The sequence below is a fragment of the Ruminococcus sp. MSJ-25 genome (assembly GCF_018917825.1).
GTDB classification, from domain to species: Bacteria; Bacillota; Clostridia; order Oscillospirales; family Ruminococcaceae; genus Hominimerdicola; species Hominimerdicola aceti.
Window position 1 is genome coordinate 1 of sequence record NZ_JAHLPI010000008.1, and the last position, 16,025, is coordinate 16,025.

Sequence of the window (16,025 nt, forward strand, 5' to 3'; positions counted from 1 at the left end):
TTATGGCTGAGATGATCGTAAAATGCTTGTCTTGTGACCTCCAAAGCCTTGCAGTAAAAACTGATCCTTCCTGTGATCCTACCGTCATCAGTCTTTTTGGAAATGAACTTTAACCGTTCTTCTTTCCTGACTTCCGACGGTTCGCGGCGAAAAAAGCAGATGCTTCCTCCAGAAATTCATTAAGCTCTTCAAGCTCACGGTTTTTCTTTTCAAGCTCTTTGATCCGTTTGTTTGCTGCCTGAAGCTGCTGTGCTATAGTAAGTGACTCTCCCGGTGTACGTGAGCCTGCACCTGTGTCTATTTCTCCGATCCGTGCCTTTTGCACCCACGTCCCAAGCGTCCCTTTGGGGATGCACAGCTCATCTGCTGCTGCCTTGGTGCCAACCTCCTTTGCGAGCTTTATTGCCTGCTTTTTAAACTCTTCATCATATTGTTTTCCTGTTCCCATTGATGACACACTCCTTTGTTTTTATTATACTTTGATTGTTTTGTATGTGTCAAGTTTTATTATACAGGATTATATCATGCGTACCTCACATTGTCATCCCCATATCGGGTTCTTCGGTCATATCCTCAGATTGACCTTCGTTCATTTCATCCTCCGTCTGCAAGCTCCAGCTTTCATCTGAATTCCAGAAGCTGACATAAATATCGCCGTCGGGAGTTTTTATAGGCCGCTGTTCAAGAGACTCCCCAACGCCGTCTGAAAGTTGTCCCTCGCAGTACAAGCGGAATTCTTCAAGTTCTTCCTCCGTAAGCTGACCGTAAATCTTAGCCGTGATAACTCCGACAAGCTCTCCGTCACGCCCCTCGACCGACATAAATGCCGAGCGTACCTTTTCGTCGACTGAATTGCCCTTGTCATACCAGTTCATGAGCCCCCGTTCTTTCTCCTCGGGCATTGTAAAATCTTCAATAAATCGGTTTATCTCCGATTCATAAACAGAAGCCTCATAGGACGAGATTTCCTCATACTCATCATTCCAACATTCCGGCTCTCTGTTGATTTCAAGGGGACAGCAGAACTTTAATTCCTGCAAATGCGTCTGCATATGATTTTCATACAGCAGTTTTGCATTCGGTACATACTGGGCATACCGAGCGTAAGATGACCCCTCAGATTCGATCAGCAGACCATCGCCCTGTTCCTTATCATAGATCAGCAGACAATGATAATTATCATTGCTGTCGCAGAACATCATTTCCGAATGCTCTGTAATCAGATCGTTGTCACGCAGTGGATGGCTTTTCAGATTATCAAATTCGTCATGAGAAACCGCTACCGCTTTCTCCACCACGCAAGATTTTGTTCTGAACTCCGATTCCTTTCGGAGTAGATTTGTGTTGATTATAAGTTTTTCATTCATGGACATTCCTTCTTTCATTTTGAGTTTTCTTTTTAATAGTATATCTGCCACATGGGTATCACGCCTTTCCTTAGAAATGAAAAAAGCCGATCCTATTGGTTTCTCTGTTTTGAGAGATACCAACAAAATCGGCAGATCCAATAAATTTGTATTGAAAACTTTGTGAAAGTTTTTTTATATACAAATCGGCAGGCTTAGAGCAAAATATGCTCAAGTTTGCCGATTTGTTTGACGATGTTTAATTGTTGAGGGTTCAAACCTCTTTTCAGCTGAAAAGCATCTACGGTTTTACAACTGAAATTTTTGCCCTCAAAACGCAAAAAAAGCTCGTAAATACGAGCTTTTCGAGGTGTGCATCTATTTCATTGCACAAGTATGGTGACCCGTACGGGAATTGAACCCATGATTCCGCCGTGAAAGGGCGGCGTCTTAACCTCTTGACCAACGGGCCGATTTTTCGCTATGAGAAATGTGGTAGCGGTAACTGGATTTGAACCGGTGACACCCTGGGTATGAACCAAGTGCTCTAGCCAACTGAGCTATACCGCCATATGCGTTTCTCATAGCGACTTGATTATTATACACTATTTGTGCCCCGTTGTCAACCTTTTTTGCATAAAAAATATTGATATTTTTGATTTTTGCTTTTTTGTACAGTATTTTTGCCTGCAAATTTACGAAAATCTATCATTTTGCATAATTTGATTGTGCCGATGTGGTCAATACTGCATAAAAGAAGAATATTTTACATGAATTTTGCTTAAAACTCTTTAACAATTTGCCGTTTTGTGATATAATATATTAAATAAGTATAGGTGTTTTGATATCATAATAAAAGGAGTATGGCACAATGAAAAATGTGTTTATGAATAGAGAGCTGTCATGGCTGAAATTTAATGAAAGAGTCCTTGAGGAGGCTGAGCGTGAGTGTGTGCCACTCTGTGAAAGACTTTCTTTTGCTTCTATCTATCAGAGCAATCTGGACGAGTTCTTCATGGTTCGTGTAGGCTCGCTTACTGACCAGATGGAGGTCGATCCAGACAGCAGGGAAAATAAAACAAATATGACCGCTAAGGAACAGCTCAAAGCCGTTATCGCTAGAGTGGGCGAGCTTAACGAGCGTAAAAATAAGATCTACGCTGACCTTATGAAGAAAATAGCCGGGCAGGGCGTTGCTCTTGTTGATTTTTCCAAGCTTACAGCGGAGGAAAATTCTCAGTTGGAACAGTATTTTATTAATCAGATAGCACCGCTGCTTTCACCTATGGTGGTGGGCAAAAGACAGCCTTTCCCGTTTTTGAAAAATAAGGATATCTATGCCGCAGTTGTCCTTGAAAGCAAAAATTCCAAGGAGAAGCTGGGCGTTATCTCCTGCGGAAGCGAGGTCTTCCCACGCCTTATAAAGGTCGGTTCAACAGGCAAGTATATGCTTTCTGAAGAGCTTATCCTCCACTATGTACCTAAAATTTTCAAGGGCTACACCGTCAAGTCAAAGTCACTTATAAGAGTTACAAGGAATGCTGACATCGACGCTGACGCACTTTACGACGAAGATCTTGATTACCGTGAGTTCATGGCTGACCTTATAAAGAAAAGAAAACGTCTTGCACCTGTCAGACTGGAGCTTTCAAGGCAGCTTGATAACAATATCGTTGACCTGCTCTGCAAACAGCTTGAAGTGAATAAAAAATCTGTTTTCAGAAACAGCACTCCTCTTGATCTGTCATTCCTGTTCCAGATACAGGATATACTCAGACAGAAAACCGAGCTTTTCTATAAAAAGAGAGTTCCGCAGAGGTTTACTGCCTTTGACGATAACAAGCCGATCCTGCCGCAGATAAAAAAGAAAGACAGACTGCTTTCTTATCCTTTTGATAGCATAAAGCCTTTTATCAATATGCTCCGTGAGGCGGCTGACGATAAAAATGTTGTGTCTATAAAAATGACATTGTATCGTGTGGCAAAGCACAGTGAGGTGGTCGAAGCCCTTTGTGAAGCCGCAGAGAACGGCAAGGACGTTCTTGTATTGGTGGAGCTTAAGGCGAGATTTGATGAGGAAAATAATATCGAGTGGTCACGCCGACTTGAAAAGGCTGGCTGTACTGTTATCTATGGTCTGGAGGGCTATAAGGTACATTCAAAGCTTTGCCTTATCACAAAGCGTTCAGGCACAAAGACCGAGTATTATACTCAGATAGGCACTGGAAACTACAACGAGAAAACTTCAAGACTTTATACCGACCTGTCTGTTATGACCTGCAATAAGGACATCGCAAAGGACGCTATAGACGTGTTCAATGCTCTTGCTTCTGACGATACTGTAAAGAGCGTTGACAAGCTTCTTGTTGCACCGAATTGTCTGCAAAACAAGGTGCTCGATATGATAGACGAGCAGATAGCCATAGCACAGTCAGGTGGAGAGGGCTATATTGGCGTGAAGATAAATTCTCTCACTGATAAGAAGATAATCGACAGATTTATCGAAGCTTCAAGAGCAGGCGTTAAGATAGACCTTGTGGTAAGAGGCATATGCTGTCTTATCCCAGGCGTTGAGGGCGAAACCGACAACATCAGGATAATAAGCATTGTAGGACGTTTTCTTGAGCATTCCCGTATCTATATGTTTGGCAAGGGCGAGGAAAGAAAGATATATATTGCTTCCGCAGACTTTATGACAAGAAACACCCTCAGACGTGTTGAGGTCGCTGCACCTATTCTTGACGAGGATATCAAGGCTCAGATAAGCATGATGTTCGACAAAATGCTTGCAGATAATTGTCAGGCAAGAGAGCTTGATTCTGACGGGGAATATACCCTTGTTTCAGACGGCAAGGAGCCACTCAATTCTCAGGAACTTTTCTATGACCTTGCCTATGAAAGAGCTTCAAAGGCGGAGGTCGAGGATAAATGACAATATTTGCCCTGAAGGGTTCACTTGAAGAAATAACACCGGTACAGCTAAGCGAACAAACTTGCTCGGCTGTGTTTATTACCGACTCTGCTCACGCAGAGGAAACCCTCAGAACGGCGAACATAACCTACGAGGGCGTGATATCCCTGCGTGACGTTGTGTTCTGTAAGATAGAATCACAGCCTTTCTGTCTGGCAGGCACGCTTTCTATCCCCAAGCTTCTTGACATAAGGGGAAGCCGACACAGGATACAGTTTTTTATCGACAACAAAAATATGGTGATAATAGACGATGAGGAGTTTTCACTCAGGTTAGTCCAACGCATACAGAGAAGCAGGCATAATCAGGGAGAGAGCAGGGAGCATTTTATCTACAATTTTTTCAGTGAATTTATGCTCCGTGACACCGAGCTTCTTGCGGAACATGAGCAAAAGCTTATGGAGCTTGAGGAAAACGTAAACGATGGCAAGACGGACGATTTTCTTGAAACCATAACGCCTATCAGAAAAGAGCTTCTTATTTTGAGAAGCTACTATGATGAAATAATGGATCTGGGCAGAGAGCTTGAAGAGGACGAGAACGGCTTCTTTGAGAAAAAGCAGAAAAAATATTTCGGCACTATCTCAGACCGTGCCGACAGGCTCATGGGCAGAACCGTACATCTTCTTGAATATGCAACGCAGGTGCGAGACGCTTATCAGTCCCATGTCAATGCTCAGCAGAACAAGAATATGGAGTTTCTTACGGTCATATCCACTATATTTTTCCCTCTGACCCTTATCACGGGCTGGTATGGCATGAACTTTCAGAATATGCCCGAACTCAAAGAGGGGTATCCGGGTGTTATAGCCCTTAGTATAATAGTAGTGATAGTGTGTATAATCTTTTTCAAACGAAAGAAAATGCTTTAAGGCGGACTTTGTTCCGCCTTTTTTCGTGCTAAAGGTCAGAAATGGCGGTAAATTCATATTTCACCTCTTGAATTTGGATAATAATTGTGCTATAATGATTTTATATTTGCGAAAAGAGGTGACTTGTCTGAATAAAGAATTACTGCTATTGCTGTTGAAGCTGGCAGCAGGCTGTGTCGTAATAATGACCTTTATCGTCATTGCCTGCCTTATCACTCCAAAAATAGCACGATTTATTGAAAAACGTCACCCTGAGCTTGCCGAAAAGGACGATCCCGAAAGGGTGGACGGTGAGAATACAGGGAATGATCCTGAGAACTATAAGGTACAGGGCATATTTGATAAGTCCCACATTGACGGCTGGGATCCCAACTACAAGATATATAACGAGGATATCTATGCTCTTAATTTTAAAAAGAAAAAGAAGAATGTCAGCAGTGAAGCTGTTAAAAAAGACGACGGCAACAAGAATAATGACAATGCCTGAATGATATAAGAAAGAGGTTTTATAAATGGCTAAGGATAAGAAAATGGTTGACGCGATAACCTCCATGGACGAGGATTTCGCAAAGTGGTATACTGATATATGTATGAAGGCTGAGCTTGTTTCATACACAAGCGTAAAAGGCTGTATGGTAATAAGACCTTACGGCTACGCAATATGGGAGAATATCCAACATATACTTGACACAAAGTTCAAGGAGCTTGGTCATGAAAATGTTTGTATGCCTATGTTTATCCCTGAGAGCCTGCTTCAGAAGGAGAAAGACCACGTTGAGGGCTTTGCACCTGAGGTAGCTTGGGTAACATACGGCGGAAGTGAAAAGCTTGAAGACAGACTTTGCGTAAGACCAACGTCTGAAACGCTTTTCTGCGAGCATTATGCTAATATAGTCCATTCCTACAGAGATCTTCCTAAGCTTTACAATCAGTGGGTATCTGTTGTACGTTGGGAAAAAACAACAAGACCATTTCTTCGTTCAAGAGAGTTCCTGTGGCAGGAGGGTCATACTATCCACGAGACACCTGAGGAGGCTATCGAGGAGACAGAGAGAATGCTCAACGTATACGCTGATTTCTGCGAGCAGCAGCTTGCTATGCCGGTCGTAAAGGGCAGAAAGACAGAGAGCGACAAGTTCGCAGGTGCAGAAGCAACATACGCTATCGAGGCTCTTATGCACGACGGCAAGGCTTTGCAGGCAGGCACTTCGCATTACTTTGGCGATGGCTTTGCAAAGGCTTTCGATATTACTTATACCGGAAGAGATAATAAGCTTGCACACCCATTCCAGACATCATGGGGCGTTACGACAAGGCTTATCGGTGCAGTTATAATGACACACGGCGACGATAACGGACTTGTTCTGCCACCTGCTGTTGCACCTGTTCAGGTAGTTATCGTACCTATAGCACAGCACAAAGAGGGCGTTCTTGACAAGGCTAACGAGCTTTACAACACGCTTAAAAATGCAGGCATAAGAGTTAAGCTCGACGATTCAGAGCAGTCACCTGGCTGGAAGTTTGCACAGTATGAGATGAAGGGCGTTCCTGTAAGACTTGAAATTGGTCCAAAGGATATTGAGAACGATCAGTGTGTGCTTGTTACAAGACACAACAGAGAAAAGGTATTCTGCAAGCTTGGTGAGCTTGTTGAAACTGTAAATGAAAGACTTCAGGCTGTTCATGATGGTCTTTATGCGAAGGCACTTGAAAACAGAGAAAGACGTACCTATGTTTGCAAGACACTTGATGAGATAACGAAGGCTCTTGAGGAAAAGGGCGACGGCTTTGTTAAGGCAATGTGGTGCGGCGATGAAGCTTGCGAGGATAAGGTAAAGGAACTCACAGGAGTAGGTTCAAGATGTATCCCGTTCGAGCAGGAAGAGATAGCAGATACCTGCGTATGCTGTGGAAAGCCTGCGAAGCATATGGTGCTTTGGGGCAAGGCTTATTAATAGGCTTTTTGGATAAAAAAATATCGGGTGGCTGTCAATTTGTTATTGGCAGTCACCCGTTTTTGTTTGTGATTTTTAGCTGTTTGCCTGGACAAGACTCTTTACTATCGGTATGATAAGGCAGAGCATATATACTATAGTGGCAGGGTTTGTAAAGACGTATCTGCGACATTCTTTCGGTGTAAGCACGTTTTCGCTGTCATCAATGATAAGCTTTTTAAGACTTGTGAAAAGCACCATAAAGCCTACCAGACCTATGACTATCTCAGCAACGCTCATGAAAGTTTCATAGTGTTCAAGCCCTATCGCATCAGATATGGACGAGAAGTTTGCAAGCAGATTGTTTAGACAGTGTATTATAACTGTTGGCAGTATCGAGCCGCACTTTGCGGCGATAATAGCGTAAACAAGTCCTGTGCCGAATGCCGAAGCCGCCTGAGGGATATTTCCGTGCATAAGTCCGAATGCAAGCGCCGAGAAAAGCACCGCCGCACCCCTTCCGTATGGGCTTAGAGCCGTGAGGATCGCTCCACGATAGATAAATTCCTCCACGATAGGGGCTATTATCACAACGTATGAGAACTGCACTATTACTGCAATGGCAGAGGGCTGATGAATGGAAAAATCGCTTGTGGGAACTGTCACTCCGTTTTGACCAAGTATACCCGTGAGGATAGATGTGAGCTGTGACAGCAGAATGTTTATCACAAAGCAGGCTGAAAACCATTTTAACCCTTTTACTGCCGTGCCTTTTTTCGGCTTTATGAAGCTTGATTCTCGTTTTCGGAAAAGTATAGCAAAAACTATCCCAAAAACAAGCACACTCATAAGCGTGATAAACAAATTTGCCGTCATGGAAAAAGTAGTTGAGCTTATAAAAGCGGTCTGCTTTTTCAGATAGCTGAGAACTGCCGAGTAGCTAAGAGTGAATTTCCCTGAGTGGTAAGTGTATGCAACGTAAAAGAATAACACTGCGAATATCCTGTTTAGCAGGTTGTATAAAATGAGCAGAAGTGAAATTTTCACGCAATCTATAGTAAGAAGTTTCTTTTCCTGCTGTTTTTCAGGGGTCAGCAGAGAAACAGACTTTTTGGTAGTCAAATATTATTCCTCCCTTGTTCGGTCTTATCTATATATTATAGCACATAACATGGTGCTTTTGCAAATGGTATTTTGTCAGGTATGTGATGAAATGTTATGGATTTGTAAATAAATAAGAGAAATTTTGTGATAACTATTGCATTTTATCAACCTTGTTGTATAATATAATTAGCACTCAAATAGATAGAGTGCTAATTATATGGAACAGTATTCAAAGAAAGTAAAATATTATTAAGGAAAGGTCGAGATTTTATGCAGACAAAAGAATTTAAGGCAGAATCCAAAAGACTGCTCGATATGATGATCAATTCGATCTACACTCATAAGGAGATTTTTCTCAGAGAGATAATCTCAAATGCAAGCGACGCTATTGATAAGCTGTATTTCAAGTCCCTGACAGACACTTCTGTGGGAATGAAAAAGAGCGACTTCGCTATCAATATCGCTATCGACAAGGAAAACAGAACGCTTACAGTTTCTGATAACGGCATCGGTATGACCGAGGAGGATCTTGAAAACAACCTTGGTACTATCGCAAACTCAGGCTCGTTCGCTTTCAAGAAAGACAATGACCTTGGGGACGATGTTGATATCATCGGTCAGTTCGGTGTAGGCTTCTATTCTACTTTTATGGTAGCAAAGGAAGTTACCGTTGTAACAAAGGCTTTTGGCAGCGATCAGGCTTATAAGTGGACATCTGACGGTGTTGAGGGCTACACAATAGAAGAGTGTGACAAGCCTGACGGCGTCGGTACAACTATCACACTGAAACTCAAGGACGATACTGATGACGAGAAGTATTCAACATATCTTGATCAGTATCAGATACAGTCACTTGTAAAGAAATATTCTGACTACATCAGATTCCCTATCAGAATGGAAGTCGAGCATACTCATTATAATGAGGAGGGCAAAGAGCCTGAGGTACACAAGGCTATCGAAACTCTTAACAGCATGACCCCTATCTGGAAGAAGAACAAGAGCGAGCTAAAGGACGAGGATTACAACAACTTCTATATGGAGAAGTTCGGTGACTATGAGCCACCTGTTGCACATATCCATTCAAAGAACGAGGGCGTTGCAACATATGACGCACTGCTTTATATACCTGCCCGTGCGCCTTTTGATTATTACTCAAAGGACTATGAAAAGGGACTCCAGCTTTATTCAAGCGGTGTAATGATAATGGAAAAGTGTGCAGACCTGCTCCCTGATTGGTTCAGCTTTGTAAAGGGCGTTGTTGACTCTGAGGATCTCTCGCTGAACATCTCCCGTGAGCTTTTACAGCAGGACAGACAGCTCAAGATAATCGCAAAGAACCTTGAAAAGTCCATAAAGAACGAGCTTGCAAAGCTTCTGAAGAACGACCGTGAGAAGTACGAGAAGTTCTACAGCGTATTCGGACTTCAGTTCAAGTTCGGTATCTATCAGTCATACGGCGCTGCAAACGAAACTCTGAAAGACCTTCTTATGTTCCCGTCCTCATTTGACGGCAAGAACGTTACACTCAAAGAGTATGTTTCAAGAATGAAAGAAGATCAGAAAGAGATCTACTATGCTTGCGGCGAAACAAAGGAAAGGATCGAAATGCTCCCTCAGCTTGAAAAGATCAAGGATAAGGGCTATGAAGTTCTTTACTTCACACAGGACGTTGACGAGTTCGCTATCAAGGTGATGATAAACTATGACGGCAAGCCGTTCAAGTCTATAAGCGACGCTGATCTCGACCTTGACACAGAGGAAGAAAAGGAAGAGGCTAAAAAGCTTGACGAAGAGAACAAGGATATGTTCACTTTCATGCAGGAGGCTATCGCCGACAAGGTAAAGACAGTTCGTCTTTCAAAGAAACTGAAAACTCACCCTGTTTGCCTTTCATCAGACGGCAGCATAACTATCGAAATGGAGAAGGTCCTCAACGCTATGCCTCAGAATGACGGCAACAAGGTAAAGGCTGAAAAGGCACTGGAGATAAATCCAAACCACCCTATCTTTGAGAAGCTGAAAGACCTCTATGCTAACGATAAGGACAAGCTGAAAGACTATGCAAAGCTTCTTTACGATCAGGCTTTGCTTATTGAGGGTATGTCTATCGACAACCCTGTTGAGTTTGCAAACCTTGTTTGCGAGCTTATGACAAAGTAATAAAGCTATACAGATACTCTCTTAACATACCGAAAGCCGTGGGAACAGCAGTGTTTCCACGGCTTTTTGTGCTTTTCAAGCTGATAATTGTAGGTTTTATACAAAACAAAATGAGTTTATTTGTTAAAAAAACAGATTTGAAAAACAAATTTTATGTATGCTGTTGACAAATAAATATGGGTGTGTTAATATAATTATAGTGAAATTGATACATAACATCTTTTATTGGAGTGTTACCTTTCGTTTATAGACTGGGCATGACCAACTTTGTACGGACATATTGTATGGGTTCGTATTAAGGTTGGTTTTTTTGATTTTATAGGGGGATTTTTAATGAAAATAATCAAGGTGATAAATAATAACACCGTAAGCGTTATAGACGATAAAGGAAAAGAGCAGATAATCTCAGGCAAGGGGATAGGCTTTGGGAAAAAATATGGTGATGAGCCTGACAAGGATAAAATACAGAAAATGTATCTTGTCACAGACTCAGAGCTTAGAAAAAGGCTTATCGAGTGCCTGACCGAGATACCATATGAGCATATAAAGCTTACGGCAGATCTTGTGGACTATATTTCTTCACATATCGACGGACGGCTAAACGAGTCGCTCATAATAACACTTTCAGACCACATCTCATTTGCCATTGAAAGAAAAAAGCAGGGACTTGAATTTGAAAACCCGCTTATGGACGCCATAAGCGACTGCTTCCCGAAGGAACTGGCTCTTGGAAGATATTGCGTGGCGGAGATATATCAGCGTTTGGGCGTTGAGCTGAGGGGTGATGAAGCGGGCTTTATCGCAATGCACATCATAAACGCAAGGCTCGGCACAAAAATGGGACAGATACAGGATATTACTAAAATGGTGAACGGCTGTGCTGAGATAGCGGACGCTTGTCTGTCAGGAAAGATAAATAAAACGTCAGTGGCATATGAAAGATTTCTTGTGCATTTAAAATATCTTGCGAAAAGACTCTTCAAATCTCAGGAGCTTCCTAATGTTCTCAGCAGGGACGAGGAGTTCGCTGATATCATAAAAAAGAAATTCAAAAAGCAGTATAAATGTGCAAAGCATATGCAGGATCATATTTTGAAGAATTATGCTAAAACTATATCGGAAGATGAAATGATAACTCTTTCGATTCATCTGAAGAAAATAAGCGGATAGGCATTATTGCCACAGCTTATATATAATGTATTCGCTGCGGTATTATCATTAACGGTACCATAATGATAATTCAGCTGAGATAAATTGATCATGGAGGATATTATTGTTATGAAGGATAAAATTTTCGGCGTATTGCAGCGTGTGGGACGCTCGTTCATGCTCCCTATCGCACTGCTGCCGGTGGCGGGTCTGCTTCTTGGAATAGGCAGCTCTTTCACCAACGCCACAACTATCGAAACCTATCATCTTGGCAAATTCATCTATGAGGGCGGTGTGCTTTACACTATACTCGACATAATGAGCAAAACGGGAAGCGCCGTTTTCGATAACCTTGCGCTTCTGTTTGCAATGGGCGTTGCTATCGGAATGGCAAAGAAGGAAAAAGAAGTCGCAGCCCTTTCGGGTGCTATCGCCTATATCGTAATGAACACCACTATCAGCGCACTTATCACCGCAAAGGGCGGCGTTGAGGCAATGGCAGAAAACTCCACAACGTCAGTGCTTGGTATCACCACGCTGCAAATGGGCGTTTTCGGCGGTATCCTTGTAGGACTTGGCGTTGCGGCACTGCACAACAAGTTCTATAAAACAGAACTTCCGCAGGTGCTCTCATTCTTCGGCGGAACAAGATTTGTTCCTATCGTTTCAACTGTCACATACCTTATCGTTGGTATCATAATGTTCTATCTGTGGCCTATAGTACAGCTTGGTATATCAAAGCTTGGCGTGCTCGTTCTCAACTCAGGCTATGCAGGCACATGGATATATGGAATACTTGAACGTGCTCTTATCCCATTCGGACTTCATCACGTTTTCTATATGCCTTTCTGGCAGACAGAGCTTGGCGGCTCGATGATGATAGACGGCAACATGGTAGCAGGCGCACAGAACATTTTCTTTGCAGAGCTTGCTTCAAAGTCAACAGAAGTTTTCTCAGTATCGGCAACAAGATTTATGGCAGGAAAGTTCCCGTTCATGATATTTGGTCTTCCTGCTGCAGCATTTGCAATGTACAAAACTGCTCGTCCTGAAAAGAAAAAGAGAGTAGGAAGCTTGCTTCTGTCAGCGGCTCTTACTTCAATGATAACAGGTATCACAGAGCCTTTGGAGTTCACATTCCTGTTCGTTGCTCCTCTTATGTACGCTGTTCACTGTGTATTGGCAGGACTTTCCTATATGCTTATGCACATTCTTAACGTTGGCGTTGGAATGACGTTCTCAGGCGGTCTTATAGATATGACCCTCTTCGGAATTTTGCAGGGCAACGCAAAGACCCACTGGATATGGATAGTTGTTGTGGGGCTTATCTATGCGGTAGTTTACTACTTTGTGTTCTACTTTATGATAACAAAGATGAATCTTAAAACACCTGGCAGAGAACCTGATGACGTTGAACCTAAGCTTTATCGCAGAAGTGACGTGAACGAGGCTAAGGCGGCAAAGGTAAAGAGCACAGACAAGAGGGCTTCAGACGTTGTAAGCGCAATAATACTCAAAGGTCTTGGGGGTAAAGATAACCTTTCAGATGTTGACTGCTGTGCAACAAGACTTAGAGTTACAGTAAATGATGCCTCAAAGGTCATGGACGATATGCTCAAAGCCAGCGGTGCTTCAGGCGTTATCCACAAGGGCAACGGCGTTCAGGTCATTTACGGACCAAAGGTCTCAGTTATAAAATCAGATCTTGAGGATTTTATAGATTCGCCATACAGCGATGACCCTGACAGCATTATCGGCACTGAGGAAGCTTCTGATAAAATAGAAGAAAAACCGCAGACCGAGGGTGCAGAAAACACAGAAACTAACGGCAAGACAATAACGCTTTACTCCCACATGAACGGCACTGCCGTTAAGCTTGAGGACGTTGAGGACGAGGTGTTCTCACAAAAGATATTGGGCGAGGGTGCAGCCGTTGAGCCGTCAGAGGGCAAGCTTTACGCTCCATGCGACGGAAAGATAGACAGCGTTTTTGACACAAAGCATGCCGTAAATATGGTATCGGACGATGGAGTGGAGATACTTCTCCATATCGGTATCGACACTGTAAAGCTTGGCGGACAGTATTTTGAAGCTCATGTCAGCGACGGTCAGGAAGTTAAAAAAGGCGACCTGCTCATAAGCTTTGATATGGATAAGATAAAAGCCGCAGGCTATAAGGTGACAACACCTATCATAATTGGCAACACGGACGATTATGCGTCTGTTGAACCTGTCGCACAAAACAGCGTTTCGGCAGGAGATATGATCTTGAAGATAAAATAATTATTTGGAGGTATTCATCATGAAAACATTTAGCTACACAATCACAGACGAAGTTGGTATCCACGCAAGACCGGCTGGACTTCTTGCAAAGAAAGCAAAGGAGTTCGAGAGCGTTTGCACTATCGAAAAGGGCGGAAAGAGCGTGAACATCACAAAGCTTATGGCTCTTATGGGCCTTGGCGTTAAGCAGGGCGATACTGTTACTGTTACCTGCGAGGGTGCAGACGAGGACAAGGCTTCTGAAGCACTCAAGGCATTTTTTGAGGAAACACTCTAATTATTATCTGTCAGCTGGGCGGTAAAAGCCGTCCAGCCGACGGGACGTTTCTGCGGAGTGTTCGCAGGAGCGTCCCATCGGCTGGAAACAGCGTGAAAAATAATAAGATCTATGAGAAAAGGGGCGGATATTTATGACTAAGTATACAGGAAAAGGCGTTTACGGTGCAGTAGCAATGGGTAAGATCTCAGTATTCAAAAAGCAGGATACCGCTATAAAACGTATTCACACAGAAGACAGCGAGGGAGAAAAGAAGCGAGTTGCCAAAGCTAAGCAGGCAGCCACAGAACAGCTCCAGAGCATTTATGACAAGGCACTCAGGGAGGTGGGCGAAACAAACGCTCAGATCTTTGAGATACACATGATGATGCTTGAAGATGATGATTATAACGAGTCTATAGAGAATATCATCGACAGCCAGAAGGTCAACGCAGAATATGCGGTGGCGGTGACAGCCGATAACTTTGCGGAGATGTTCGCATCAATGGACGATCCTTATATGCAGGCAAGAGCCGCAGATGTAAAGGATATTTCCAACAGGATCATCGCAAATCTCACGGGCAATGTCAGCGACGGCTCATCAGGTGACGACAAGATGATAGTTTGTGCCGATGATCTTGCACCTAGCGAAACTATATCTCTTGATAAAGACAAGGTGCTTGCCTTCGTTACTGCACATGGCTCATCAAATTCACATACAGCTATCCTTGCAAGAAATATGAACATACCTGCGGTAATAGGCGTAGGAAGCAAATTCCTGTCTGAGATAAAGGACGGCGACTTTGCTATCGTTGACGGTTTTACAAGGGAGATATTCGTTGACCCTGATGAAAAGACCACCGCTGAGCTTACCGCAAAGCAAAAAGCAGACGAGGAGAAAAAGCGTCTTTTGCAGACCCTCAAAGGCAAGGAGAATGTCACCAAGGATGGCAAAAAGATAAATATTTATGCAAATATCGGAAGTGTTGATAATATCGGTGCTGTGCTTCTTAATGACGCAGGAGGAATAGGTCTTTTCAGAAGTGAGTTTCTCTATCTTGAAAACTCAGATTTCCCTACAGATGAACAGCAGTTTCAGGCTTATAAGCGTGTTCTTGAGAGCATGGCAGGGAAAAAGGTCATCATAAGAACACTGGATATCGGCGCTGACAAGCAGGTGGATTATTTCGGTCTGAAAAAAGAGGAAAACCCAGCTTTGGGATACAGAGCAATAAGAATTTGTCTTACAAGACCTGAGATATTCAAAACTCAGCTCAGAGCGCTTTTCAGAGCTTCCGTATACGGCAATCTGGGCATAATGTTCCCTATGATAACAAGCGTTTCAGAGGTGGAAAAAGCCCTTGCTATGTGTGGTGAAGTCAAGGCTGAGCTTAAAGAGCAGGGCATAACAATTTCCGACAGCGTTGAGCTTGGCATCATGATAGAGACCCCTGCGGCGGCTATCATAAGCGACAAGCTTGCAAAGCTTGTGGACTTTTTCAGCGTTGGCACTAATGACCTCACTCAGTATACCCTTGCTTGTGACAGGCAGAACCCTGATATAGAGCAGTTCTGCGACACTCACCATGAGGCTATACTTAGACTTATTGAAATGTCTGCAGAGAATGCCCATAAGAACGGCGCATGGATAGGTATATGCGGTGAGCTTGCGGCTGACACAACTCTCACAGAAACCTTCCTGAGAATGGGCATTGACGAGCTTTCAGTTTCTCCGACCTTTGTTCTTAAGGTAAGGGACGCTGTAAGAAATATTGACCTCTCCAAATAATTTCTCATAGATCTTCACACGAAGAACACACCCTCGTTCATATGGACGGGGGTGTGTTCTTTTATTTGACAGATATGCTTTAATGTGCTAAAATATCTTATCGGCACAATTGTGTTTGTACATAAGTTTGTTATCAATGCACAAAAAATAAAAGTAAAATT

Annotated in this window: 12 protein-coding genes and 2 tRNA genes; 9 read left to right on the plus strand and 5 right to left on the minus strand. The window is 43.0% G+C overall.

Annotated elements, in window-relative coordinates; genetic code table 11:
- Positions 1-109: 109 nt before the first annotated feature.
- The 4 genes from KQH97_RS02100 to KQH97_RS02115 form a co-directional block, all read right to left on the minus strand.
- Entirely contained in the window at positions 110-448 is a 339-nt protein-coding gene (locus tag KQH97_RS02100; RefSeq protein WP_216552414.1) for a transposase, read from the minus strand.
- A gap of 85 nt (positions 449-533) precedes the next feature.
- Positions 534-1,367: a DUF6329 domain-containing protein gene (locus KQH97_RS02105; RefSeq protein WP_117938562.1), complete on the minus strand. Its 834-nt coding sequence runs from the start codon at positions 1,365-1,367 to the stop codon at positions 534-536.
- A gap of 376 nt (positions 1,368-1,743) precedes the next feature.
- Positions 1,744-1,818: transfer RNA gene (locus KQH97_RS02110), tRNA-Glu, on the minus strand.
- A 21-nt stretch (positions 1,819-1,839) separates the two neighbouring features.
- Positions 1,840-1,916: transfer RNA gene (locus tag KQH97_RS02115), tRNA-Met, on the minus strand.
- A 301-nt stretch (positions 1,917-2,217) separates the two neighbouring features.
- Here KQH97_RS02115 and ppk1 point away from each other — a divergent pair.
- The 4 genes from ppk1 (at position 2,218) to proS (ending at position 7,144) form a co-directional block, all read left to right on the plus strand.
- Positions 2,218-4,278, plus strand: coding sequence for a polyphosphate kinase 1 (ppk1, locus tag KQH97_RS02120; RefSeq protein ID WP_216552429.1), 2,061 nt, complete (start codon positions 2,218-2,220; stop codon positions 4,276-4,278).
- Complete coding sequence (locus tag KQH97_RS02125) at positions 4,275-5,189, plus strand: CorA family divalent cation transporter (RefSeq protein ID WP_216552431.1); 915 nt, start codon at positions 4,275-4,277, stop codon at positions 5,187-5,189. Before ppk1 ends, KQH97_RS02125 begins: the two co-directional genes overlap by 4 nt.
- A 94-nt stretch (positions 5,190-5,283) precedes the next feature.
- Positions 5,284-5,676 carry a hypothetical protein gene (locus KQH97_RS02130; RefSeq protein WP_253286341.1) on the plus strand — a complete coding sequence of 131 codons (393 nt, stop codon included), beginning with the start codon at positions 5,284-5,286 and terminating at the stop codon, positions 5,674-5,676.
- A 25-nt stretch (positions 5,677-5,701) separates the two neighbouring features.
- Complete coding sequence (gene proS / locus KQH97_RS02135) at positions 5,702-7,144, plus strand: proline--tRNA ligase (RefSeq protein ID WP_038670602.1); 1,443 nt, start codon at positions 5,702-5,704, stop codon at positions 7,142-7,144.
- Positions 7,145-7,219: 75 nt separating this feature from the next.
- On the opposite strand, the gene KQH97_RS02140 is transcribed toward proS, so the two are convergent.
- A complete protein-coding gene (locus KQH97_RS02140; protein WP_216552433.1) occupies positions 7,220-8,245 on the minus strand; it encodes a CPBP family intramembrane glutamic endopeptidase in 1,026 nt (341 codons plus the stop codon).
- 252 nt (positions 8,246-8,497) lie between these two features.
- Here KQH97_RS02140 and htpG point away from each other — a divergent pair, with 252 nt between their 5' ends.
- The 5 genes from htpG to ptsP all read left to right on the plus strand — a co-directional run bounded on the left by htpG (position 8,498) and on the right by ptsP (position 15,864).
- On the plus strand, positions 8,498-10,387 hold the full coding sequence (gene htpG / locus KQH97_RS02145) for a molecular chaperone HtpG (RefSeq protein WP_117863136.1): 1,890 nt from the start codon (positions 8,498-8,500) through the stop codon (positions 10,385-10,387).
- Positions 10,388-10,720: 333 nt separating this feature from the next.
- Entirely contained in the window at positions 10,721-11,557 is an 837-nt protein-coding gene (locus KQH97_RS02150) for a PRD domain-containing protein (protein WP_117904061.1), read from the plus strand.
- Between the two features lie 108 nt (positions 11,558-11,665).
- Positions 11,666-13,819, plus strand: a complete 2,154-nt coding sequence (locus tag KQH97_RS02155; protein ID WP_216552435.1) for a PTS transporter subunit IIABC — start codon at positions 11,666-11,668, stop codon at positions 13,817-13,819.
- Between the two features lie 19 nt (positions 13,820-13,838).
- Positions 13,839-14,096, plus strand: coding sequence for an HPr family phosphocarrier protein (locus KQH97_RS02160; protein WP_022286557.1), 258 nt, complete (start codon positions 13,839-13,841; stop codon positions 14,094-14,096).
- Between the two features lie 133 nt (positions 14,097-14,229).
- Positions 14,230-15,864, plus strand: coding sequence for a phosphoenolpyruvate--protein phosphotransferase (gene ptsP / locus KQH97_RS02165; protein ID WP_216552437.1), 1,635 nt, complete (start codon positions 14,230-14,232; stop codon positions 15,862-15,864).
- Positions 15,865-16,025: the final 161 nt, after the last annotated feature.

What these genes read in the sequence shown, in the direction of transcription:
- KQH97_RS02130 (WP_253286341.1), top strand. Translation starts at nt 5,284, where the DNA reads ATGATTTTATATTTGCGAAAAGAGGTGACTTGTCTGAATAAAGAATTA.
- ppk1 (WP_216552429.1), top strand. Translation starts at nt 2,218, where the DNA reads ATGAAAAATGTGTTTATGAATAGAGAGCTGTCATGGCTGAAATTTAAT.
- KQH97_RS02160 (WP_022286557.1), top strand. Translation starts at nt 13,839, where the DNA reads ATGAAAACATTTAGCTACACAATCACAGACGAAGTTGGTATCCACGCA.
- ptsP (WP_216552437.1), top strand. Translation starts at nt 14,230, where the DNA reads ATGACTAAGTATACAGGAAAAGGCGTTTACGGTGCAGTAGCAATGGGT.
- KQH97_RS02105 (WP_117938562.1), bottom strand. Translation starts at nt 1,367, where the DNA reads ATGAATGAAAAACTTATAATCAACACAAATCTACTCCGAAAGGAATCG.
- htpG (WP_117863136.1), top strand. Translation starts at nt 8,498, where the DNA reads ATGCAGACAAAAGAATTTAAGGCAGAATCCAAAAGACTGCTCGATATG.
- KQH97_RS02100 (WP_216552414.1), bottom strand. Translation starts at nt 448, where the DNA reads ATGGGAACAGGAAAACAATATGATGAAGAGTTTAAAAAGCAGGCAATA.
- KQH97_RS02155 (WP_216552435.1), top strand. Translation starts at nt 11,666, where the DNA reads ATGAAGGATAAAATTTTCGGCGTATTGCAGCGTGTGGGACGCTCGTTC.
- proS (WP_038670602.1), top strand. Translation starts at nt 5,702, where the DNA reads ATGGCTAAGGATAAGAAAATGGTTGACGCGATAACCTCCATGGACGAG.
- KQH97_RS02125 (WP_216552431.1), top strand. Translation starts at nt 4,275, where the DNA reads ATGACAATATTTGCCCTGAAGGGTTCACTTGAAGAAATAACACCGGTA.
- KQH97_RS02150 (WP_117904061.1), top strand. Translation starts at nt 10,721, where the DNA reads ATGAAAATAATCAAGGTGATAAATAATAACACCGTAAGCGTTATAGAC.